Below are 19,830 nucleotides of genomic sequence, written 5' to 3'. Positions count from 1 at the left end.
GGAAATGAGCAATGAACGACAACAGCCAAACCCTGCCCTGCGTCATGATTCCCATGTGCGAAAACCAACTGCTGTTACCGAACGTTTCGATAGCGGAAGTTGTGGATTTTGCCAGTTCTGACCCGGCAGCCAACACCCCGGAATGGCTGGTGGGAGAGCTGAACTGGCGCGGCCTGAAGCTGCCGGTTATTTCCTACGACGCAGCCAACGGCGGCAAGCTCACAGTTCCCGGCGGCAATCGGGGGCGTATCGTGGTGCTCAACACCATAGGAGATCACCACAACTCGGTGCCTTTCATGGCACTGGTTACCCAGGGCATCCCCAGTCAGACGCGCCTGGAGGAAGACCAGGTGAGACAAGTGGATGGCGATACCGGCCCCGCGGACCTGATGGTGGTGGAAGTGGAAGGCGAAACCGCCATCATCCCCGACCTTGGCTACCTCGAATCCCTGGCACTGGAAGCATCGCGCTGACCAAGCCACCCTCGCTGCATTCAATGAAGACGTGGCACTGTGTTTTGCTAATGTTATAATGTTGCAAATTCCGCAGGACAGTGCCCATGTCATCCAGCGCTCTTCCCTACCGTCCCCACAATCATCAGGCCTGCGTCGCCCAGGCACTGGCTGATGCCAGGACCATCTGTCAGCAGCATAATGCCCGTCTGACACCAACCCGCGAACGGGTTCTGGAGTTGATCTGGCAATCTCACAAGCCCCTCGGTGCCTATGACGTGCTCGCGGTTCTGGCAGAAGACGGCCACAACGCGGCGCCGCCCACCGTCTATCGCGCGCTCGACTTCCTTCAGCAGCAGGGCCTGGTGCACAGGATCGCTTCTCTCAACGCCTTTATCGGTTGTACCCATGCCGGTGAGCGTCATAACGGCATGTTCCTGATCTGCCGTAGCTGCGGCAATGTGCTGGAACTGACAGCGCCGGGCGTATCGAGTGCCGTAACACGGGCGGCGGCGGAGGAATCTTTCCAGCCGGACAACGTGACCATTGAGGTGGCAGGCTACTGCCCCCGCTGTGCATCGGAACCTGCCCATGACGGATGAAGCCCTGCTGGAACTGAAACAGCTTACGGTCCGCTTCGATGACCGGCCTGTGGTTGATCACGTGGATTTGCGTGTCCGGCGGGGCGACATCATCACCATCATCGGCCCGAATGGTGCCGGCAAGACCACGCTGATCAAGGCGGTACTGGGCCTTCAGCCAATCTCCGAAGGCTCCCTGACCATGACCCCGGGGCTGACCATCGGTTACGTGCCCCAACACCTGACTCTGGAGAGTACGCTGCCGATCAGCGTCAAGCGCTTCATGCTGCTCAGCGGCCGCCCGCAACAGGCATGCCGGGATGCGCTGGCAAAGACCGGCGTTGAGCATCTGTTCAATGCCTCGGTCCACCACCTCTCCGGTGGCGAGAAGCAGCGGCTTCTGCTGGCCCGGGCGCTGGCCCGACGACCGGACCTGCTGGTGCTGGATGAACCGGCGCAAGGCGTTGATATAAATGGCCAGGCAGCACTCTATGACCTGATTCGAGGCCTGCGGGACGAGCTGAACTGCGGCGTCATCATGATCTCCCACGACCTGCATCTGGTGATGGCGGCCACCGACAGGGTCATCTGCCTGAACCAGCACATCTGCTGCAGTGGATACCCGGCAGACATCTCCCACGACCCGGCCTTTATAGAAACCTTCGGGCAGCCGGTGGCGGAGAGCCTGGCGGTGTACCATCACCACCACAATCACAGCCACGACCTGCACGGCGATGTGGTCTCCGGCGAGGATGGTGTTCACCGGGAGTGCTCCCATGCCCATCATTGATGCGGTCCTCGGGGACTTCTTCTGGCGCGCCCTGATTGGCGGCCTGGGTGTGGCCCTGGTCGCAGGCCCACTGGGCTGTTTCGTGGTGTGGCGGCGCATGGCCTACTTCGGAGATACCCTGGCCCATTCCGCGCTGCTGGGCATTGCCCTGAGCTTTCTGATCAGTGTGCCGGTCAACCTGGGTGTGATCATCACCTGCGTGGTGCTGGCTGTCGCCCTGGTTCTGTTCTCCCGCAGCAAGACCCTGGCCACCGATACCCTGCTGGGAATTCTGGCCCACAGTGCGCTCGCCATTGGCCTGGTGACCCTCAGCTTCATGCCGGATATCCGGGTCGATCTGACCGGCCTGCTGTTCGGCGACCTGCTGGCCATGAGCCGCCATGACCTGCTCTGGATCTACGGCGGCGCCGCGCTGATTCTGGGGTTACTCACGGTGCTTTGGCGTGGCCTGCTGATGAGCACCATCCACGAGGAGCTGGCCAGGGTTGAAGGCGTGCCGGTAGAACGCCTGCGCCTGGCACTGATGCTGATGTTCTCGATCGTCATCGCTGTTGCCATGAAGATTGTCGGGGTGCTGCTGATTACCGCGTTACTGATTATTCCAGCCGCGACCGCCCGGCGGCTGGCAAACAACCCCGAGCACATGGTGGGGCTCGCCATCGTATTCGGTTTTATCGCCGTTAGCGGTGGACTGACACTGTCCTGGCACTTCGATACGCCGGCCGGTCCGTCAGTGGTTGTTACCGCATTTTCCGTGTTCCTGCTGATCTACGGCTCTGCCCGCCAGGCTCAGTCCTGACTCAGGGTGTTGTGGGTGCCATCGCACAGCGGTGGTGTTCCGGTGTGTTTGCAGCCACAGAACACCACCTTTTCCTCTTTCTCGGCGGTATATTTTACCGGCGTGAAGCCAGTGCCCTTGTGGGAGCCGTCGCAGAACGGCTGGCTATTGCTACGGCCGCAGGCGCACCAGAAATAGTTTTTGCCGGCCTCCACCAAAACGGAATAGGGCGTGGTACTGGCTACTACTGGTTTCTCATCAGTCATCGGATAATCCCTGGTTATTTTTTGGCATTCCCGGGAAGTATAGTCAACATCAGGTTTTTCGCTGCCGGCAACTTAAGCAATCAGCGCTTCCCGCCCAAAGGTCGCAACACGTCTTTCAGGCGGCCGGACTCCACCAGTTCCATGAACTCGTCGCCGAGGCGGTCACTCTCCGCAATGGCCTTGCGCCAGGCACGCTCACGGCCGGCGTCGTCACCAAGGTAGCGCTCGAAATCCTTGCGGTCCGGCAGTTTTTTATCCGGGAGCGTCTCCAGATATTCCGGGGACGGCGACACCAGCAGCACGTCCCGCAGCCGGGTGGCATCACCCCTGCGCCAGGGCAGGGTCTTGTCGAACCAGCCGGGAACGACCCTATCGGTGAAGTGGGGATAAAGAATCACGCCAGGCTGTTTGTAGGGCAGATCCAGGTGATAGTCCAGCAGGCCACCGTCACGATAGAGTCCATCCGGTGCTCCGGGGAGGTTGCGAACGCCGGACATCACCATGGGAATGGAGGCGGAAGCCAGCAGGGCTGGCATCAGGTTGTCGCGGCTCAGGGCTATGTCATGGCTGGGGAAGTCCACCAGTTTGCCCAGGGGCGCTTTTTGCCGGGCATCGTGGACGATGCCACGCTCCATAAAACGGCCCAGATGGCGGCGGCTGACCATGTTGGCGCTGATGGCGTTCATCAGACCCAGGCTGAGACGACCCCTGGTATCGTGCTCCAGCATGCCGCGGCTGCGGACCACGACAATATTCAGGCGATACCAGGGATGATTGAGGATGTGTTCCTCACAGCCGGCCAACAACTCCTCCAGGAACAGCACACTCTTGCGGCTGACTTCGGCCATACTGACGCCCTTGGCGAAGCGCTGGGCAGTGTACAGATCCGCCAGCCGTGCCAGCTGTGCCCCAGGATCATCGGTGGACGCTACCGCTGCAAACCGCCAGCTTCCGATTGATGAACCAATCAGCGATCGCACCTGGGGCACCCGCGGCAGAAAATCCCCGAAAATTGCCCTGTCCAGCCCGGAAATTCCCAGCGCCTTGGGGCCACCGGCTGCGCCGGGCACAACATGCACATCGGCTGCAGTGAAGGCTTGTTTCTGCAGCCGTGCGAGGGCGCGGCTGCCGGCGCGAATGGTCAGCGCTGGCGCGCGGGTATGGACGGCGGTCATAGCGGCTCCTTGATCAGAGCCAGCGAGTTTATCGAACTGCAGGCCGGGCAGCCATAGGCGCAGCATTGCACCTGGCTACATCGTTCGCCGGCAAAAATCCCGCCAGGCCCGGTAAACTTCCGCGGCGCTCTCGTAATGCGGGTAATGGCCGACATTGCGCAGACTGATAACATCGGCATCCGTTATCAACTCACGATAACGCCTGGCCATTGCCGCCCCTGAGACCGGGTCCGCGACACCGGAGATCAGCCTCATTGGCTGCGTGGCATTCTGTAGCGCACCCACCCAGCGATGGCGATGGCAACGGCGTTCTTCCATGAAGTGAATCAGGTTGTGCAGGATGCCGCGGCCATTGTTGTAGGTCAGCAGATACCAGAAGTCATCCATGTCGTTCTGCGCAGGCGCATTATCGGGCCCGAACAGGCGCCTGAGATTGCGCTCGAAAGCGGCCCGGGTCAGTCCCCGGCTGATCAGCCCTCCCAACGGACTGCGCAGCAATTTCTGTATTAGCAGGGGGTTGTGGACCTCCGGGAAAAGCGCCCCGTTAAGAAAGCCGACCCGAATAATGACAAATGGCAGGACGCCCTCCTGCTCGCGAGCCAACAGTTCCTGGGCCACACTGCAGCCGTAATCGTGGGCAAGGATACTGACCTTTTTCAGTCCCAGGCCGGCGATCCACCCCTCAATCATGTCCGCCTGATCTTCAATACTGTAATCATAGAGCGCCGGCTTGTCCGAGAAGCCAAAGCCCAGCATGTCCAGGGTCAACAGCGAGTAATGCCTCGCCAGCATGGGCCAGAGCCGGTTCCAGTCCCAGCTCGCGGTAGGAAAGCCATGCAGCAAAACCAGGGGATCGCCCTGCCCCCCCATGCGGCTGAAAATGGCATGCCCGCCGTAAGAGAACCATTTCCCCTGCTGCTGCCAGCCCTCCAGAGTCCCTTGCCCTGCGCCATTGGCTGTCAGGCCCTGCGCTCCCTGTGTCACCTGTTCCATTGCGGATTCCTGAAACCTGCTCAAGACTGGAACTCTAAATCAAACCACCCGGGGCCGCCATATCTGGTCCGGCATTTTGCGAACCGGGTTGGCGGGGGGTGGTCTTTTTGAACTGCCGAGTCGTAGATGTGGAGGACATTGGCAATTTCCCTTAAGCTTTCGCCTTTGAACCGACTACCGACACCGGAAGCCTCTATGACCAACAAGCTTGACGACCTGGCCAGCCATTTTCAGCATATTATCGCCGGCCTGGGCGAAGATCCTCACCGCGAGGGCCTGCAAAACACGCCACTGCGGGCGGCCAAGGCCATGCAGTTTCTCACCCAGGGGTACAGGCAGAGTCTCGAGGTCCTGGTCAATGATGCTGTTTTCGAGTCCGCCATGGATGAAATGGTGGTGATTCAGGACATTGAGCTTTACAGCATGTGTGAGCACCACATGTTGCCGTTTATCGGCAAATGCCATATTGCCTACCTGCCTCAGGGCAAGGTTCTCGGGCTGTCCAAGTTTGCACGCATTGTTGACATGTATGCCCGCCGGCTGCAGATCCAGGAAAATCTCACCCGTGAAATAGCTGAGGCCATTGAAATGGTCACCGGCGCCAAAGGCGTTGCCGTGGTTATTGAGGCCCAACACATGTGCATGATGATGCGCGGTGTGGAAAAGCAGAACTCACGTATGAAGACCTCGATGATGCTGGGCCAGTTCAGGAAGTCCCAGGCCACACGGACCGAATTCCTGACGCTGATCCGGGACCGCTGAATGTCCACCAACAACCAGGAGGCCAGATGAGTGCCGTGACCGGAAACCACCAAGCAACCGTGCGCATAAAAGACCTGCTGTTACGCGCCTATATTGGCATCAAGGAAGAGGAAATCAGCAATCAGCAGGACGTACTGATCAATGTCCGGCTGACCTACGATGCTGCGGAGGCGATCAACCAGAACGATATCCGTGTGGCCCTGAACTATCGCACCATCACCAAACAGATTATCAGCCATGTCGACGGCAACCGTTTTGCCCTCCTGGAGCGCCTTACCCATGAAGTGCTCAGCATTGTCATGGAGCACGAGGCAGTGAGCTGGGCAGCAGTGGAAATCGACAAGCCCCATGCGTTACGCTATGCCGAATCGGTGTCTGTCTGTCTCGAGGCACACCGGGCCACCTGACCAACCGGTACCCTCCATGTCCCGTAACAATCCCGAACAGCTGCGAAAAATACTTGAAAGCGTCCGCACTATTGCCCTGGTCGGCGCCAGTGACAAATCCAACCGCCCCAGCCACGAGGTGATGGCCTATCTTCAGGGACGCGGATACCGGGTGATACCGGTGAACCCCAGGTTAGCGGGCAAAACGGTTCTCGGTGAGCGCGTTTATCCCGATCTTGCTTCGCTTACCACACCGGTGGACATGGCAGACCTTTTCCTTGCCCCTGATCGCACCGATCCGGTCATCGACGCTGCCATCAAACAGGAGATACCGGTTGTCTGGATGCAGCTCGGTGTCATTAATGAGGAGGGTGCGTTACGGGCGGAAGCAGCAGGCATTACCGTTGTCATGGACAAATGCCCCAAGCAGGAAATCCCACGTCTGGGCATACCCCCTCTGACCCAACCAGCAGTGTCCCCGCGCGAAGACCGGTAGTCCATTTCCGGGCATGGATTCAACAACGGGTAACAGATCATCTCGGTTATCCCTCATAATGGGTATAATTCAGCCGATATCCTGTTCAGTGAACTTCAGCAACCGGAGCACTTTGTGGACAAACCTGCCTCAGCGCTAGCCCTGTTTATCAGGGTCTTGCTGAACCCGGCATTTCCAGCACTGATTTTCCTCGTGTTTCTGGTAATAGCCCTGGTTTTGCAAAACGGCATCAAAAGGCAGGATAGCGCCCAGATCCAGGTCAATCTGGACAACGAAGCTCTCGCCATGGCCAATCGCCTTGAGCGGGAATTCCTGGTTCATGCCGAGGCCATCCGCCGAATGGCGAAACGGCTGGCAGCCGACCCGAGTATATATCCCGGGAGGTCTGGGAGCAGGATGCGCGAAACTACCTGGCGGATTTTGGTGTCTACCAGGCAATCGAGTGGATCGACGGGAACTTTGTTATCCGCTGGATGGAACCTCTCGCGGGCAATGAAGAGGCCATCGGCTATAACGTCGCCTTCTCACCGGAACGAAGGCAGGCTCTGGAATTCGCCAGGTCTACCGGCAGTCTCGATATTTCCGGCGTTATCGACCTGAAACAGGGCGGCAAAGGACTGGTCATTTACGCACCCATACTCTCCGGTGAGGCCAACAACGGTTTTATTGCCGGCGTTTTCAAAATGGAGACCCTTGCCAGGCAACTGCTTTCCAGGCGCGCCCTGGAGTCCTTCCGCATCGATATACTGGAAGCTGGCAGCCCCACGTATGCCTTGAACCAGTCGGTCACCACCAGCCCCTCGTTCGCCAGCAGTGCCAGCGTTGAATTGCCAACCATGGACTGGACGCTGACAGTTTCCCCGTCCGTTTCCTGGGTGAAAGACCAGCGCAACGACTGGCCCTTTGTCACTTTCGTGGTCATGTTATGTATGGGGATATTGACCAGTCTCACAACCTTGCTGGTGCAGCAGATTCTCAAACGCAATCAGGCGTTGCTCAAAACCCGCCAGGAACTGGATGCGGAAATCGGCCAGCGTCATGCAGTACAGCAGGATCTGGCACGGCTCGAGACCACCGACACATTGACTGGCCTCGCCAACCGCCGCTTTTTCATGGAGGACCTGGTCCACACCCTGAGTATCGCGGACCGGCAGATGCGGCAGGTAGCTCTGGTAATGATCGACCTTGACCGCTTCCAGATGCTCAACGATTCCCTCGGTCACCAGTTCGGGGACGAACTGCTGATCAAGGTGTCCGAGCGTCTGAACGCCCTCAGCGACGAGAGGATCATGGTCGCCTATTCCGGCGGGGACGAATTCATGATCTGCCAACAGCATGTGGAAACCATTGACGACGTCATCAATCTGCTGGGCCAGATCAAGCAATGCTTTGAAGAGCCTTTTGATGTCCAGGGCGAAAAGCACGGCGTCACCGCCACCATGGGAGTCGCGGTGTATCCCCAGAGCGGACTGGACGCTGATACCCTGATGCGTAATGCGGACGTGGCGCTTTACCGGGCCAAGGAGCAGGGCCGCAACACTTACCAGTTCTATACCGAGGGCATGCAGGATCGGGAAGTCATGCGCCTGGAGCTGGACAAGGATCTGGACCAGGCCCTGGCCAACGATGAATTCGTGCTTTACCTCCAGCCCCAGCTGGATCTCAATGATTCCTCCATCAACAGCGTGGAAGCCCTGATCCGCTGGCAGCATCCCCGCCGCGGCCTTCTGCCGCCTGTGGACTTCATTCCCCTGGCGGAAGAAAGCGGGCGCATCACCGATATTGGCCGCTGGGTGGTCAGGGCTGCGTGCCGGCAGCTGGCGAAATGGCAGAACAGCCCCTATGCCAATCTGCGCATTGCGGTGAACCTGTCAGGCCGGGAACTGGATGATGAAGGTATTGTTGACCATATTCAGGAAGTGCTGGACGCTCATGGCGTTCCCGCCGACCGCCTGGAGGTGGAGCTGACAGAAGAGATTTTCATCCAGAATATCGAGCACAACCTCAACCAGCTATCGAAACTTCATAAGCTGGGGGTGCACCTGGCCATCGATGACTTTGGCGTTGGCTATTCCTCGCTGGGTTACCTGCGGGATTTCCCCGTGGATCTGCTGAAAATCGACAGGTCCTTCATTACCGATGTCACTGAGCGCCACGACGACGCGGTGATTACCCGCGCCGTCATCAACCTGGCCCACAATCTTGGCATCCAGGTGGTGGCCGAGGGGGTGGAAACCCGGGAACAGCTGAACTTCCTGAAAAATCACCGCTGCGACCTTATCCAGGGCTACCTGATCAGCCACCCGCTGCCTGCCGCTGAACTCGAGAAGGCGTTGAGCGCCGGTCTGCTGAATGTCGAAACGCCGGTGGGTACCTGATTGAAATGAGTGCCTTGAATCACCACTATTGCGGTATCAGCATCCAAGGTATCGACTAATGAGTTCAAACTATCTGACCAAGGAACAGAACGACCGCTTGCGGCAGTGGGAGTCCTGGAACAAGACCTATTTCATTTTCGCGTTTTTTTCGCTGATCGTGATTCTGGTCTTCAGTAGCCAGCTCGGGCTTTCCAGCGGTGATAGCTGGGGGCCGCTTGGTATTCTCATTGCCGTCTTGATCACTCCTATCATCGTCCTGCAATTGCGCCTGGAGTGCCCTGCCTGCGGGCACAAAATTGGCTGGCAAGCCAAGCTGATGGCCCCGGACCAGTGCAAGGCCTGTGGCACCTTCCTCCGGTCTGTCGATCCAAAGATAAGGTGAGATCGCGCTCCTAGTGGATTAGGGGGTTTCGGAGGTGCCTGCAAATTTACGGAGCTGGGATGACCAGCCTAAGGTGGGATTTTTCATTCATTTTCACCTTTAAGGTGAGATTTTTGCGCGAGCACGTGGAAAAAGGCGCAGTCGCTACCCTAATCCTTGTATATATAGCTGAAAAGGGGGAATTAGGCAAAGCAGGTGTGATTGAATTTCAGGGATAGAGTGAAGGAATTGGGCAATCTTTCGCGGGGATACTCAAAGCACGTGAAGCACCCGGCTGGGCTCCAGGAAGTTTTCATGGACGGGAAAGTAGGAATAGGACAGCGTCTTCAGACGTAGAATTTTGGGTCGGGGGAATTAATCCCCCTGAAGCATAAACTCGAACAGTGATGGCCCATCGACCCATTCCTGCCATTCACGATGTGTTGCCCACTTGAGCTTCCTCTCGCCCACGAGACGCCCTACTTCTGATTCGGAGCATTCAAGCGCCGCAATGACATCGGTTAAATGGACGGAGCGACGTGTTGCCAACGTTCGCTCATTAACAAGCCACGCTTCAAACCTTGATCGGTCCACGTAAATACTGGATAGCAAGTCCCCTCGCTTAAATCCTCCGGGAACTACCTTCCTCAGAACAGCATTTATCAACCGACCTGGAGTGGTCAGATTCCTTCGAAAGACCGCAGAGTCAGTTCTTACCTCGATTGCAGTCTCGGTAGCAAAGTCGGGGAATTCCAGAAAAATGCTGATCATGGCTCGTCCGTCAAATCGGCGCTGGCGAGACTGGGTGATATTTTTATGGGTAGGAAAAACTTCGCCATTAAACAGGTCATGGACAGCGTGTTCATCCCAGCCTGTTACTCGTGCCATCGAGGAAATACGGTGTTGATACCTGTAATCAACGCCACCTTCGGCTTCGAAATGTCTGTCCCGACGCGCCGGTGAAATATATCGGGTATTCTCGGGGAACGTTTTTACCTTGGAAAAGGTGTCGAATGGGATCGCAAAACCCTCGCTCGGTCCATTCCAGACTTTCAGGAGTCCTTTTGCAAACAACTGACAAGGAGCCTCAAGTTGCGCGTCGCCCAAGGGCAGTAGATCATTTCTCTGCTGATGACATTCCTTACGCCAAAGTGCAAAAACTTCTGGATCTTCGAGAACTCTGTACGCCCTCGCCACGTAGCTTGAGTGGTCAGTCAGGAGTGGAGCCGCTGTAATACTGTCGTGAATCGTATCGAAGGGCCTCATGACATAAGCAATTGCCCGACAGATGTCGTGAATTAAATCGGAATTCATTGAGGTTGGATCGTTGCCCAAAGTATCCCAGATCATCGATTCTGTGCTCGAAACAGTAGTTACCGGTTGGCCTTCGATTTCTCCCCAACTCTCCTCACATCCGTAGCATCCGATAAGCAGGCTCGATGACCATTTCATCGCCTTGTCGCATTTTGGACACCTGGAAACAAGCAATGCCGAGTGTTTTGGGCATGTTGAAGTGAAGGCAAGGTTCCATCTCCAGTCCAGGATACCGCGCTCAGCCACGCATTTGGGACAGATTCTCGGATACCCATAGCGAACATCCCGAATCATCCGGTTGAGTTCATCAGTCCAACTTAGACTGTCGATTAACGCGAAATGCGTAAGCAGATGCCCAATAGGCCGCTCCAGTCTTTTTTCGAGGGCAACTACCAAGTTTTCACTGACTGTTTCGTGCCAACCCTTGTAGCGTTTTGTAGACTGATGACATCCCAGAACCTCGAAAATTTCTGAGGGATCGAACAGGCAGTTCACTTTTCCGACCCGAAGCAGAAAACCGTTCAGTGATTCCCCAGAAACCGGAACGGGACGCGCAGCAAGCCGTTTCATGCCTCAACAGTCCAATGCTTGGAGTCTTCAATCCGTGCCGCTTTGAGCGCTTTCCGGGCCCGTTCATTTACCTGCTCGGGCGGCGCAGAAAATGGATCGAATTTTCCAAGGGCAGGATTCAGGGAGCGCCCGCAAAAAGCCCGCCTCAAGTCATTCAGGCCGACGGTCTCTCCGGGCCCAGTATTCGTGATGGCCGCCATTAGCAGGTGCGTGATCAGCCTCGGAATACCTTTAGTTGCCAGGTATAGCCTTGTCAGCATTTCCTCATTTTCGAGCGGAATAATCCCAAAACCTTTCTTTTCAAGGGAACGTCTGCACGCGTGCATGTATTTGCAAAACTCCTTTAGCCGATCGTCAGCATTGAATGGCTTCAGCCGCACCTGTCGGTGAGCAAACCTTTGGTAAAGCTCCTCGTGCTTTGCAATCGAACGGTACCCCGGAGGAGTCCCTGCCATGACGACCGCAAGCTTGTGCGTATCCATAACGAGTTTGATCTGATTCACGACCCCTCGCGTGTTGGAACTTGCCTGCTCCGGCAAAAAGTGCTGAAACTCGTCAAGAATCAACATTTCGACGCTTCTTTCAACAATAAACTCATCCAGTTTTTGCCTTAGCTCCTCAGCAGTGCCTTTGATGGAACCTTCGTAACTGGATGCTCGAAGGATTTGCTGAATCAGTGTTTTCTGCGTTGGCTCTGACGGTACAGAAACCAGGATAATCGGCTCTTTCGACCCATCGGGCCCTTCCAGATCCTTACGGTTTTCCAGGTGATGCTTGCGGTAGGATTTCAGAATAGAGGATTTGCCAAGGCCGGGGACACCCATGACGAGCATGCCTGTTCCCTCGACACCAGACATCGAGTGTGTAAGCCTGATTTCATTCAGTGCTTCAACAAACCGGTTGTGCTGAGTTCGCCATTTCGCAAACTCTTTCACGGATGGTGCGAGTCCAACTGACTGACTGTCTGCCCTGCTAGTCATCTTCATAGTCCCCGTCGTCGTCGTAATCGATTAGGTTTGATTCATCGGTCTGCGAATCAGACATTTCCCAACCCTCGTCGAATTCGTCAAAACCCCTATCCTCGTCTTCTCTCTTGCTTCGGATCGCCTCATGAATCTTTTCCGTAGGCGCGCGCGATGACTTCCGTGAGGCGCAAGAGCGCATTTGGGCATCGTGTTCGTTATTCGCCTCTTGAACGGTCTTGCTTGATTTCGCCCGAGGTTTGCCAGTAAAACCTTTATCCTTGTATGTTCGGCCGCGACGAACTTCTAATTCGGCATAACTCATGCCAGCCGGAATGCTCTCGTCAGTAACGAATGCCTGAATAATTTCGTCAGTTTCGGGATCAATGACGTTGACCGAAGACACATCGTTGTAGGTGTATTGAACAGTTACTTCAGGCTCAAACCCTCTCTGCTTGAGCCTCATCCCAATGAGCTTGACCCTGCCCTCCGGATCGTTGTACTGAAGATTGTTCACGCGAACTCCCTGGTGGCAATGTTCGCTGGAGATAGTGCAGGTCCTGATCTCCCCTTTCGTGAGCTGAATCCGCTCAAAATGAGTCGGTAAGTAAGGGGGCCAATCGGAGACCTGGTTTTCCCAAACATCGTAAGGGGTGCGACCTTCCAGCCCGCGATGGGGAGAATGGTGGTATGTATCAAGCAACCACTCGTGGAGGGCCGTACGAAACTGGCCAAGTGTCATGGATGCTTTCTCTTGAATAGTTGCATCCAGATTTGGGCGATCCGTATATTTCCCGCAGTAACTGCGAAGGTTTTGTGCGAAGCCCCTGCGAAGCGTTAAAAAGAACCGTTCAATGAATGGCTTTCTCCAGCCCGCATATGTCTCAACAATCCGAGATTCAGAACCGGCATCGATTACAAAGGCTTGCGTAGCAATACTGGCATAGCCCGTGCCACCATCGCTGATGATCACTTCCGGGGCACCGTACATCGGCCAGTCGCTTTCAACACTCGAGGGAAGATAATCGATCGGCTTTGGACAAATAGCATGCTTGTAGCTGTCAATCACGGAGCCAGATGACTCGCCGCGACCGACTTGAACCACCAGGCCGAGAATTGAACGGGAGTAGCAATCCATCACTGCAAAAATTGTAACCGGCCCGAGATAGCGACCTGCCTCATCTTTCACACCGATTGCCAGATTTACTGCGTCAGCTTCGACTCGTTCGAGAATTCGGTCAATCCGAACTTTTTTCGTCGCATTGCGCGACGCTTCCTTTGCCGCGCGCTTGCCTTCACGCTTCCTGATCTTCTCAATCGGATCTTCCATACCCTTGATCCATTTGCGGAATGTTTCGCGGCACGGAGGTTCGACCCTTGGGAATGATGAACCGGCCTCAAACTTGGCCTCCAATTCCTCAATGAAGCAGTTGTAGGCATGTTGAACCGTCGGTTTGCCCAGTTTCAGGTAATGATCGTCGATCATCTCAAGGGCAAAATCCTGAATATCCTGAGAGAACGATGACTTGCGACGACGGGTGCCCTTGTTGAGGGTTACTGCAACGCCATGTGGGCTTTGATTGGCATCGGCGGACCATCGCGCGAGTTGAGCAGGGGAAACCGGATGGCTATCACCAATCTCTCGGGCAATTCTGGCGATCACCTGTCGCCTGATCTTGATTCCGCCAATATGGTTTTTCGTGGTTACCCGACGCAATTCCTTGACGTAAGCTGAACGGCGGTTGAGTTCATCAAGATCCATTAAGGATAAGTCGAGTGCCTTTGGTGCAGCGACCTGGTGTTTCGGAATCAGGTGAAGTGTCTTGTGAAATTCAGCTTCAAGATCGGCACGAGCCTTGATCAGCGTCTTGTGACGATCATCGTCAAAAGTCAAAGCAACGCTTGTATCAGGCAGCACCGTCACGGTTGCCAGCAACCCTCGATAAGAAACGCGATTTCCTGTCAAAGCAATAGAACTGATCATATCCAGTGTCTCTCCTCGGGTTGGGCGGGTGCTATTACCAGTGCAGTTCGAGTTCAGACCAGGGCTTGGTCAAATCGCAGGAGATGAGTCGATGCGCAACAGCCCTGCGGACGAATGACGGTTCAATTTCCAGGTAACTGACGTATTCGCGTAGTCCAGACATGGAGGCAGAGCGTGCCGAGCTTGCGTTCAGAAGAGTGGCAAGTTCTTTCATGGGCGTAGAGGTGTCGAGAACCGGAGCCAGAAACCGAATGTTCTGGGCGCGGTATCCGATCCTAATGTCATTTTCTGTAAAAATCCGAAAGACTTGGCCTCTTTCCGCAAAATACCGGGTAAGCTTTGAGGCCTTGTGGCAAAACTCCGGTTGGTTCGCGGCTTTGGCGGTTTTGATCTCGTCGACATACTCGACTCCGCCTTCAACGACCAGGAAATCCGGCGTATAGCGTCTGGGACGCCGTCTGAGATGGAACTGAATTGAAAAAGGCTGGCTTTCCACACGGTCGGCTTTACGCTCAAAGCGGACCAGATTGAGATAATCCAGCTCAAGCGTGCTCTCGACCGCAAAGACTCGATCATAGTGAGCTGAGTAAGAAAGATATGAGGAGCGGATCGGTGATTGTTTGGCCAGTTCGCGTTGTTTCATGTGTGATTCCAATTTTTGATGTCCGGGGCTTCAGTGAATAGCTCAGATTCTGAACAGTTCAAGTTTGTAATCATCTGTTTTCATTGAATATTTAATTTCATCGAAAATAACTCCTTCGCTCTCTCTTCATTGGTAAGTAACTAAATGGAGAGCGAAAACCGGACAGAGAAATGAAAAAAACTTGCGGAATTCTGAAAATTTTCCCGCACAAAGTTTTTTATTACTTTTTGTTAATTTTTGGTCGGTGTACGCAAAGGGGACATGATCAATGGACGTCACAGAATCAGTAATGACCTTCAGCCCATCTGATATTGCGGCTAATGCAATGCATGGCTACGTAAGGGAGGCGGCCCTTTCCGTCGCAAGGAAAAAGCTGGGGCATCTTTTTGGAGAGGGTGGGGGTTCAGAGATCAGGGAAATTTCCGAGGACGCCCTGAATTCGGTAACCACGGCTCTTCTGAACGCCCGCTATCAAAGTTGCCCTGTTTTAGAGAAAGGGAAGTTCCGACCACTAAAAAAGGACGAAAGGCCGAAAAGCGAGGTGCTCAGACATCCGGTTTCCAAGTACGTGTTAACGGGAGTCTCTCATTACTGCAATACGCGCCTTAGGCGCTGGTCTGGCAGCAATGAAAAAGGTGAGGCGGGCTCACGAGCCAGGCACCAGATTAACTCTACGTTGGCAGATGACGCCGACTTCTGGGATCAACATATGCGCGATGCTGGGAGCTTTGACGCTGCGGATGGAGACCGAGTGGATAAAATCCTGCTCGAAAAGGGAATGTCTTCAGAAGATATCGACTTGATAAAGTGCAATCTGGCGGGCTGGAGCTTTGTGGATCTCGCAGACCAATTCGGTGGCACGGCAGATAAGTATCGCCGGCGTGTTCACCGCGCTCTTGAAGCAGCCAGTATAGACATCAAACTACTCAAGTAGCATCGGGTGTTCCGATTGTGAAGAGCATAGTCTCCAGTTAGTACAGGAAAATCATAGCCTTAAAAAGCTAACCCCCCTGTTCCCTGAAATTAACAACAACACCCTAAGTGCAGCAGGACAGGGACGTTCTATTCGAATCATTGTCACAGTGCTTCGCGACTCCGAAATTACCGAAAAGCTTCGTGTGTGCTTGTGATAAAGGGACCGCTCAATCTTCAACAGTTTTAGATTTACTCTGAGGCAACTACACTATCGAGTAATCGTAAGACTATAAATAATCCAACAGCAGCAGTCCGTCAGTCAATACTTGACCCTGCGTTTATTGACACGTTTCGGCTATTGCCATTCTGCTAACAAAGCTCATTGATTGTCGTATTTACAATAAAAGCACCGCTACATCCATCTCCTGGCAACAGCCCCAAGACCAGTCAGCTGAGACCAATCATTGCGCTCAGGTGTTGCAAAATTCATGGTTGCTGCTTTCCTTATGATAATGACAAGGACGACTGATTGCGGCAGCTTGATAGGATATCCGCCTCGACCCCCAATCGTTCTCGCGACCCAAATTTTGATTTCAGGTCCTTCGCAGATCGCCTACACAATATCTGCCAAGATGAAAACAAGTTTCCTCACCTCATATGAGGGTCACTGAAACATGATCAATTCTGGAGATGAAGAATCTGATGACGAGCACTTCTTGACCATAGATGAGAAGAGACGGTCAGACCTTGAGCGCTTCAAACTTGGACCGCGTGTCTGGAATAAGTGGGTGGATGAGCATCCAAATGAGTCGGTCGATTTTCAGTTCGCTGTTTTCGACTCGGGCTCAGAAATACTAGATTTCGAGCCATACAAATTCCCTTCGGGAACAATCAATTTTGAACAGGCTCGATTTCTGGGGCGGGTCTCTTTTTCAGGGGTAAAGTTCGTCTGTAAAGATCTTCTATTCCATAAAGCAATCTTTTCAGAGAGCGAAATTGATAACACCGCTGGCTTTTGGATTTTTTTCATTAATACCGAATTTAATTGTGAAACTCTCGACTTCGCAGAAGCAATGTTTCACGAAGGCGTATCATTCAGCTCTGCTAAGTTCGTTTGCTCTGAAATCTTTTTTTCTAATTGTTCTTTTCTTGCTGGCGACTTCACGGACAAGCTCAGAGTCGACTTCGGACAATGCAAGATAGACTGTCGCTATTTTGGCTTCAACGGTTCAGTGTTTGGAGATACATCTAAGCCACTTGAAGACCATTTAGCGAACTTTTCGGACGCGGTCATTCGAGCCGAAACCCTGTCTATCGGACAAACCAGCTTCCGGTTTTTTCGCATCCTTTTCGATAATGCCCAGATCGAAGCGCGCCGATTTGACCTGAACAATTTATCATGTGAAGAGTGCAGCCTATCGATGGCCGCTATGTCGTTTACCGGCACCATGATTTTTTCACCGGAGACATGGACTGACTGCCCGCTTCTATCAATGAATGCTGCGGTGATCGAAGGTTCATTGACTCTTGATAATATTTCAGGTCCGACAAGCCTCGATCTGAGACTGCTTTCCGTATCAAGAACACTTTTCTTGACCAACATCGATATTGATCCGCTCATGCTTAGGCCGCCCACTCAACGCCCGGCTATTGCAGAACACCATTCCGTCGAGTGGTTCAAAATGACGCGCCCAACACTCTATTGCCTTTCAGCCCATGCGCTGAAAACAACCTTCGGCAAAGAAGTCTACCCAGAAGATGAGCATTTGCTATTCCGTGCGCTGAAAATACTGGCCGAAGACAGCGGCAACCATAGACTTGCGCTTGATGCCAACGCCGTTGAATATCGTGCCGATTTCCGACACGCTTATACAGGGGTTCATTTACTGCTGGTTCAGATGTACAGCATCTTCAGTGATTACGGTCGCAGTGTTTTTCGTCCAATAATCGGACTCACCCTTTTTTATCTACTGACCATAATTTTCTATCTGACACAAACCACCAAGACGGTCTCTGCCTCAATGGAAGGGGCTATTACGCTGGCTTCTGCCAATCTTTTTCCCTTCACCAGCGCAAGTGTTGCTGCCCGATCAACTGCGTTGCTATCCCTGTTTGACAATCTTCACGCTGTACCCGGTATCGTCATGATGTTTGGTATCGTCCATGGTGTCATTTCTGCTGTCCTGGTCTTTCTCGTGGCGCTCGCGCTTCGAAACATGTTCAGGCTTCGATAATACTGCGTACGCCTTTTGCGGTTATTTTGATTCTGGAACAGCTCCATACAATTTCGGCAATCCAGTAATGTGGCAAGGTCGGTGGGAAAGTAGACACCTGCTTGTCACCAGGATCAAGACACAGGTAATGCGGTCCTATTCAGCCTCGTATCGCCTATTTTGAAACATTGCGGAGCCTGGTTTCATTCCGGCTTCCAATTGTCGTCGGATTGATTGGTGGAACGTGAATTCTTGTGTATGGGCTTACCCCGGTGCAGTGGAAGAAAGTGATTGATTTGAGTTCGGCACCACTTAAATCAGCTGTCCATCGAGATACCTTCGTACAATGGAAGGATCCCTCATCATGACAGAGAGCGCGGATTCCCCATCAAAACCGGCGTTTGGCTTTTTAATCCAGCTATTGGCCTGCTGTTGAGTTGGGAACAAAATCCGGAGGTTCTTGTAAATGCCCAGCACGTACGAAATACGTTCAAGCGTCTTTTTCGAAATTACAATATCCGAGCTACTCGACACTCCAAGCAGCTGAAACTTCTCTTGTTCAGATAGTCCCCATTCCTCAGTTATTCGACGAAACACCTTGAGCGCAGTGTTGGAGACAACCGAGGGGTCGGTGTCCTTTAAAAGCTGTCTTTCCTTTTCCATGAGATTGCTCCCGATTCGTAGTGGATGGCTGGCGACTACCCGTTTTCGGATATGCCCCTGACAATTTCATTGGCTGTCCCGGCAGCGCCACTCTTCAACGATCTCATCAATATCTACGGAGTTCTCCACGTCACCGCCAATTTCATCGATCGAAACGTACAGCCCCGCCCGACCGTAATGACAATCAGATATCACGAGCTTTTGATTATTCCGCTCGGCTGCTGAATCGAGCATGCGAAACAACAGTTCCCGCCCCTGCGTTGCCAAATCCTCGGGATACTGAAAAATCAGATTTCGGTACCTCTGAGACGCTGGAGGCAATGCTTCCTCCCAGGCCCTGGCATGCTCAATCAATCTTTTTTTCCGCAGGTATTTGTTCGCTGAAACCACCTTCTTATTGTCACTCATACCAACTCACCAAATTAAAGTTATTTATATTAGAAGCTTACAAATCGCTCATTTAATTTCTCTAAAATTAACTAATAAAATAATTATTTATAGTTTAATTATTGTTTAAAAACAGTTATTTACACACAACAAGGAGAAGTCTATATTGGAAATACAGAAAGTCAAAAATAAAAAGTAAATGATCACATGAGCGACACATATAAAAACTGGATTTCTCTCGATAGGGGTTTCACATGCGAATTGTCTGCATATCTGACACGCACGGCAAGCATGAAGACATTAAGCATATTCCGGATGGGGATCTACTGATTCATGCAGGGGACTCGCTCGGAATCGGAGGGATTTTTGACTTGGAGGATCTCAACGTTTGGCTTGGAACCCTCCCCCACGAACATAAAATCCTGATAGCTGGTAATCATGACTGGTGTTTTCAGACTCGTTCGGAAAGAGCGCGTGCGACCGTTACAAACGCTACTTACCTTGAGGATTCCGGGATTACGATTGGCGGTTTTTATTTTTGGGGAAGCCCCTGGACCCCCAGGTTTCGCGATTGGGCCTTCAACCTTGATCGTGGTGAGCCGCTCAGAACGCAGTGGCAACGGATCCCACTCAACACTGATGTATTGGTTACTCATGGCCCACCAGCGGGTATACGCGATACCGTCGTGACTCCAATTGTAGTGGTCCAATGATTCCGGACACCAACGTAGGTGGTAATATCGCCACCATAAGCGAGGTGT

Annotated in this window: 22 protein-coding genes; 12 read left to right on the top strand and 10 right to left on the bottom strand. The window is 53.5% G+C overall.

The window, feature by feature from the left end:
* The first annotated feature begins 11 nt into the window (after positions 1-11).
* The 4 genes from DIT71_RS00105 (at position 12) to znuB (ending at position 2,622) form a co-directional block, all read left to right on the top strand.
* Complete coding sequence (locus tag DIT71_RS00105) at positions 12-473, top strand: chemotaxis protein CheW (protein ID WP_114611179.1); 462 nt, start codon at positions 12-14, stop codon at positions 471-473.
* 86 nt (positions 474-559) lie between these two features.
* Positions 560-1,054, top strand: coding sequence for a Fur family transcriptional regulator (locus tag DIT71_RS00100; RefSeq protein WP_114611178.1), 495 nt, complete (start codon positions 560-562; stop codon positions 1,052-1,054).
* A complete protein-coding gene (gene znuC, locus DIT71_RS00095; protein WP_114611177.1) occupies positions 1,044-1,823 on the top strand; it encodes a zinc ABC transporter ATP-binding protein ZnuC in 780 nt (259 codons plus the stop codon). Before DIT71_RS00100 ends, znuC begins: the two co-directional genes overlap by 11 nt.
* A complete protein-coding gene (gene znuB, locus DIT71_RS00090; RefSeq protein WP_114611176.1) occupies positions 1,810-2,622 on the top strand; it encodes a zinc ABC transporter permease subunit ZnuB in 813 nt (270 codons plus the stop codon). Before znuC ends, znuB begins: the two co-directional genes overlap by 14 nt.
* On the opposite strand, the gene DIT71_RS00085 is transcribed toward znuB, so the two are convergent.
* The 3 genes from DIT71_RS00085 to DIT71_RS00075 form a co-directional block, all read right to left on the bottom strand.
* A complete protein-coding gene (locus DIT71_RS00085; protein ID WP_114611175.1) occupies positions 2,613-2,867 on the bottom strand; it encodes a CDGSH iron-sulfur domain-containing protein in 255 nt (84 codons plus the stop codon). The two genes, znuB and DIT71_RS00085, sit on opposite strands and share 10 nt — an antisense overlap.
* An 80-nt stretch (positions 2,868-2,947) precedes the next feature.
* Entirely contained in the window at positions 2,948-4,042 is a 1,095-nt protein-coding gene (locus tag DIT71_RS00080; protein ID WP_114611174.1) for a patatin-like phospholipase family protein, read from the bottom strand.
* Between the two features lie 75 nt (positions 4,043-4,117).
* The gene (locus DIT71_RS00075) at positions 4,118-5,035 is read right to left on the bottom strand and encodes an alpha/beta fold hydrolase (protein WP_114611173.1); all 918 of its coding nucleotides are present in this window, start codon (positions 5,033-5,035) and stop codon (positions 4,118-4,120) included.
* A gap of 195 nt (positions 5,036-5,230) precedes the next feature.
* Here DIT71_RS00075 and folE point away from each other — a divergent pair, with 195 nt between their 5' ends.
* From folE to DIT71_RS00060, 3 genes are read left to right on the top strand one after another with little or no spacing between them, the layout of a single operon-like run.
* Positions 5,231-5,797 (top strand): GTP cyclohydrolase I FolE, encoded by a 567-nt coding sequence (folE, locus tag DIT71_RS00070; RefSeq protein ID WP_114611172.1) that lies wholly within the window; start codon positions 5,231-5,233, stop codon positions 5,795-5,797.
* Positions 5,798-5,823: 26 nt separating this feature from the next.
* Entirely contained in the window at positions 5,824-6,204 is a 381-nt protein-coding gene (gene folX, locus DIT71_RS00065; protein WP_114611171.1) for a dihydroneopterin triphosphate 2'-epimerase, read from the top strand.
* A 16-nt stretch (positions 6,205-6,220) separates the two neighbouring features.
* Positions 6,221-6,679 carry a CoA-binding protein gene (locus tag DIT71_RS00060; protein WP_114611170.1) on the top strand — a complete coding sequence of 153 codons (459 nt, stop codon included), beginning with the start codon at positions 6,221-6,223 and terminating at the stop codon, positions 6,677-6,679.
* Between the two features lie 135 nt (positions 6,680-6,814).
* Here the strand turns inward: DIT71_RS00060 and DIT71_RS18060 are convergent, their stop codons facing one another.
* Complete coding sequence (locus DIT71_RS18060; protein ID WP_227537884.1) at positions 6,815-7,000, bottom strand: hypothetical protein; 186 nt, start codon at positions 6,998-7,000, stop codon at positions 6,815-6,817.
* On the opposite strand from DIT71_RS18060, the gene DIT71_RS00055 reads away from it, so the two are divergent.
* Together DIT71_RS00055 and DIT71_RS00050 are read left to right on the top strand one after the other, a co-directional pair.
* Positions 6,988-9,057, top strand: coding sequence for a bifunctional diguanylate cyclase/phosphodiesterase (locus DIT71_RS00055; RefSeq protein ID WP_319921915.1), 2,070 nt, complete (start codon positions 6,988-6,990; stop codon positions 9,055-9,057). The two genes, DIT71_RS18060 and DIT71_RS00055, sit on opposite strands and share 13 nt — an antisense overlap.
* Before the next feature lie 58 nt (positions 9,058-9,115).
* Positions 9,116-9,439, top strand: coding sequence for a hypothetical protein (locus tag DIT71_RS00050; RefSeq protein WP_114611169.1), 324 nt, complete (start codon positions 9,116-9,118; stop codon positions 9,437-9,439).
* Positions 9,440-9,793: 354 nt separating this feature from the next.
* Here DIT71_RS00050 and DIT71_RS00045 read toward each other — a convergent pair whose 3' ends face one another.
* From DIT71_RS00045 to DIT71_RS00030, 4 genes are read right to left on the bottom strand one after another with little or no spacing between them, the layout of a single operon-like run.
* Positions 9,794-11,302: a TniQ family protein gene (locus tag DIT71_RS00045; protein ID WP_114611168.1), complete on the bottom strand. Its 1,509-nt coding sequence runs from the start codon at positions 11,300-11,302 to the stop codon at positions 9,794-9,796.
* Positions 11,299-12,237, bottom strand: a complete 939-nt coding sequence (locus DIT71_RS00040) for a TniB family NTP-binding protein (RefSeq protein WP_167507443.1) — start codon at positions 12,235-12,237, stop codon at positions 11,299-11,301. Before DIT71_RS00040 ends, DIT71_RS00045 begins: the two co-directional genes overlap by 4 nt.
* A 37-nt stretch (positions 12,238-12,274) precedes the next feature.
* Positions 12,275-14,248, bottom strand: a complete 1,974-nt coding sequence (locus tag DIT71_RS00035; protein WP_114611166.1) for a DDE-type integrase/transposase/recombinase — start codon at positions 14,246-14,248, stop codon at positions 12,275-12,277.
* Between the two features lie 34 nt (positions 14,249-14,282).
* On the bottom strand, positions 14,283-14,891 hold the full coding sequence (locus tag DIT71_RS00030) for a TnsA endonuclease N-terminal domain-containing protein (RefSeq protein ID WP_114611165.1): 609 nt from the start codon (positions 14,889-14,891) through the stop codon (positions 14,283-14,285).
* A gap of 268 nt (positions 14,892-15,159) precedes the next feature.
* On the opposite strand from DIT71_RS00030, the gene DIT71_RS00025 reads away from it, so the two are divergent.
* Together DIT71_RS00025 and DIT71_RS00020 are read left to right on the top strand one after the other, a co-directional pair.
* Complete coding sequence (locus tag DIT71_RS00025) at positions 15,160-15,825, top strand: hypothetical protein (protein ID WP_114611164.1); 666 nt, start codon at positions 15,160-15,162, stop codon at positions 15,823-15,825.
* Positions 15,826-16,480: 655 nt separating this feature from the next.
* Positions 16,481-18,040 carry a hypothetical protein gene (locus DIT71_RS00020; protein WP_114611163.1) on the top strand — a complete coding sequence of 520 codons (1,560 nt, stop codon included), beginning with the start codon at positions 16,481-16,483 and terminating at the stop codon, positions 18,038-18,040.
* Positions 18,041-18,331: 291 nt separating this feature from the next.
* Here the strand turns inward: DIT71_RS00020 and DIT71_RS00015 are convergent, their stop codons facing one another.
* Together DIT71_RS00015 and DIT71_RS00010 are read right to left on the bottom strand one after the other, a co-directional pair.
* The gene (locus tag DIT71_RS00015) at positions 18,332-18,682 is read right to left on the bottom strand and encodes an MbcA/ParS/Xre antitoxin family protein (RefSeq protein ID WP_114611162.1); all 351 of its coding nucleotides are present in this window, start codon (positions 18,680-18,682) and stop codon (positions 18,332-18,334) included.
* Between the two features lie 66 nt (positions 18,683-18,748).
* Positions 18,749-19,090, bottom strand: coding sequence for a hypothetical protein (locus DIT71_RS00010; protein WP_114611161.1), 342 nt, complete (start codon positions 19,088-19,090; stop codon positions 18,749-18,751).
* 233 nt (positions 19,091-19,323) lie between these two features.
* On the opposite strand from DIT71_RS00010, the gene DIT71_RS00005 reads away from it, so the two are divergent.
* Positions 19,324-19,782: a metallophosphoesterase gene (locus DIT71_RS00005; RefSeq protein WP_114611160.1), complete on the top strand. Its 459-nt coding sequence runs from the start codon at positions 19,324-19,326 to the stop codon at positions 19,780-19,782.
* The last annotated feature ends 48 nt before the right edge of the window (positions 19,783-19,830 follow it).

This window comes from Marinobacter vulgaris, from assembly GCF_003344045.1.
In the GTDB taxonomy this organism is placed as follows: Bacteria; Pseudomonadota; Gammaproteobacteria; order Pseudomonadales; family Oleiphilaceae; genus Marinobacter; species Marinobacter vulgaris.
This window is presented reverse-complemented; position numbering and strand designations above follow the sequence as displayed.

What these genes read in the sequence shown, in the direction of transcription:
- DIT71_RS00010 (WP_114611161.1), bottom strand. Translation starts at nt 19,090, where the DNA reads ATGAGTGACAATAAGAAGGTGGTTTCAGCGAACAAATACCTGCGGAAA.
- DIT71_RS00075 (WP_114611173.1), bottom strand. Translation starts at nt 5,035, where the DNA reads ATGGAACAGGTGACACAGGGAGCGCAGGGCCTGACAGCCAATGGCGCA.
- DIT71_RS00030 (WP_114611165.1), bottom strand. Translation starts at nt 14,891, where the DNA reads ATGAAACAACGCGAACTGGCCAAACAATCACCGATCCGCTCCTCATAT.
- znuB (WP_114611176.1), top strand. Translation starts at nt 1,810, where the DNA reads ATGCCCATCATTGATGCGGTCCTCGGGGACTTCTTCTGGCGCGCCCTG.
- DIT71_RS00025 (WP_114611164.1), top strand. Translation starts at nt 15,160, where the DNA reads ATGGACGTCACAGAATCAGTAATGACCTTCAGCCCATCTGATATTGCG.
- DIT71_RS00100 (WP_114611178.1), top strand. Translation starts at nt 560, where the DNA reads ATGTCATCCAGCGCTCTTCCCTACCGTCCCCACAATCATCAGGCCTGC.
- DIT71_RS00045 (WP_114611168.1), bottom strand. Translation starts at nt 11,302, where the DNA reads ATGAAACGGCTTGCTGCGCGTCCCGTTCCGGTTTCTGGGGAATCACTG.
- folE (WP_114611172.1), top strand. Translation starts at nt 5,231, where the DNA reads ATGACCAACAAGCTTGACGACCTGGCCAGCCATTTTCAGCATATTATC.
- folX (WP_114611171.1), top strand. Translation starts at nt 5,824, where the DNA reads ATGAGTGCCGTGACCGGAAACCACCAAGCAACCGTGCGCATAAAAGAC.
- DIT71_RS18060 (WP_227537884.1), bottom strand. Translation starts at nt 7,000, where the DNA reads ATGAACCAGGAATTCCCGCTCAAGGCGATTGGCCATGGCGAGAGCTTC.
- DIT71_RS00060 (WP_114611170.1), top strand. Translation starts at nt 6,221, where the DNA reads ATGTCCCGTAACAATCCCGAACAGCTGCGAAAAATACTTGAAAGCGTC.
- DIT71_RS00020 (WP_114611163.1), top strand. Translation starts at nt 16,481, where the DNA reads ATGATCAATTCTGGAGATGAAGAATCTGATGACGAGCACTTCTTGACC.
- DIT71_RS00015 (WP_114611162.1), bottom strand. Translation starts at nt 18,682, where the DNA reads ATGGAAAAGGAAAGACAGCTTTTAAAGGACACCGACCCCTCGGTTGTC.
- DIT71_RS00035 (WP_114611166.1), bottom strand. Translation starts at nt 14,248, where the DNA reads ATGATCAGTTCTATTGCTTTGACAGGAAATCGCGTTTCTTATCGAGGG.
- DIT71_RS00005 (WP_114611160.1), top strand. Translation starts at nt 19,324, where the DNA reads ATGCGAATTGTCTGCATATCTGACACGCACGGCAAGCATGAAGACATT.
- DIT71_RS00105 (WP_114611179.1), top strand. Translation starts at nt 12, where the DNA reads ATGAACGACAACAGCCAAACCCTGCCCTGCGTCATGATTCCCATGTGC.
- DIT71_RS00050 (WP_114611169.1), top strand. Translation starts at nt 9,116, where the DNA reads ATGAGTTCAAACTATCTGACCAAGGAACAGAACGACCGCTTGCGGCAG.
- DIT71_RS00085 (WP_114611175.1), bottom strand. Translation starts at nt 2,867, where the DNA reads ATGACTGATGAGAAACCAGTAGTAGCCAGTACCACGCCCTATTCCGTT.
- znuC (WP_114611177.1), top strand. Translation starts at nt 1,044, where the DNA reads ATGACGGATGAAGCCCTGCTGGAACTGAAACAGCTTACGGTCCGCTTC.
- DIT71_RS00080 (WP_114611174.1), bottom strand. Translation starts at nt 4,042, where the DNA reads ATGACCGCCGTCCATACCCGCGCGCCAGCGCTGACCATTCGCGCCGGC.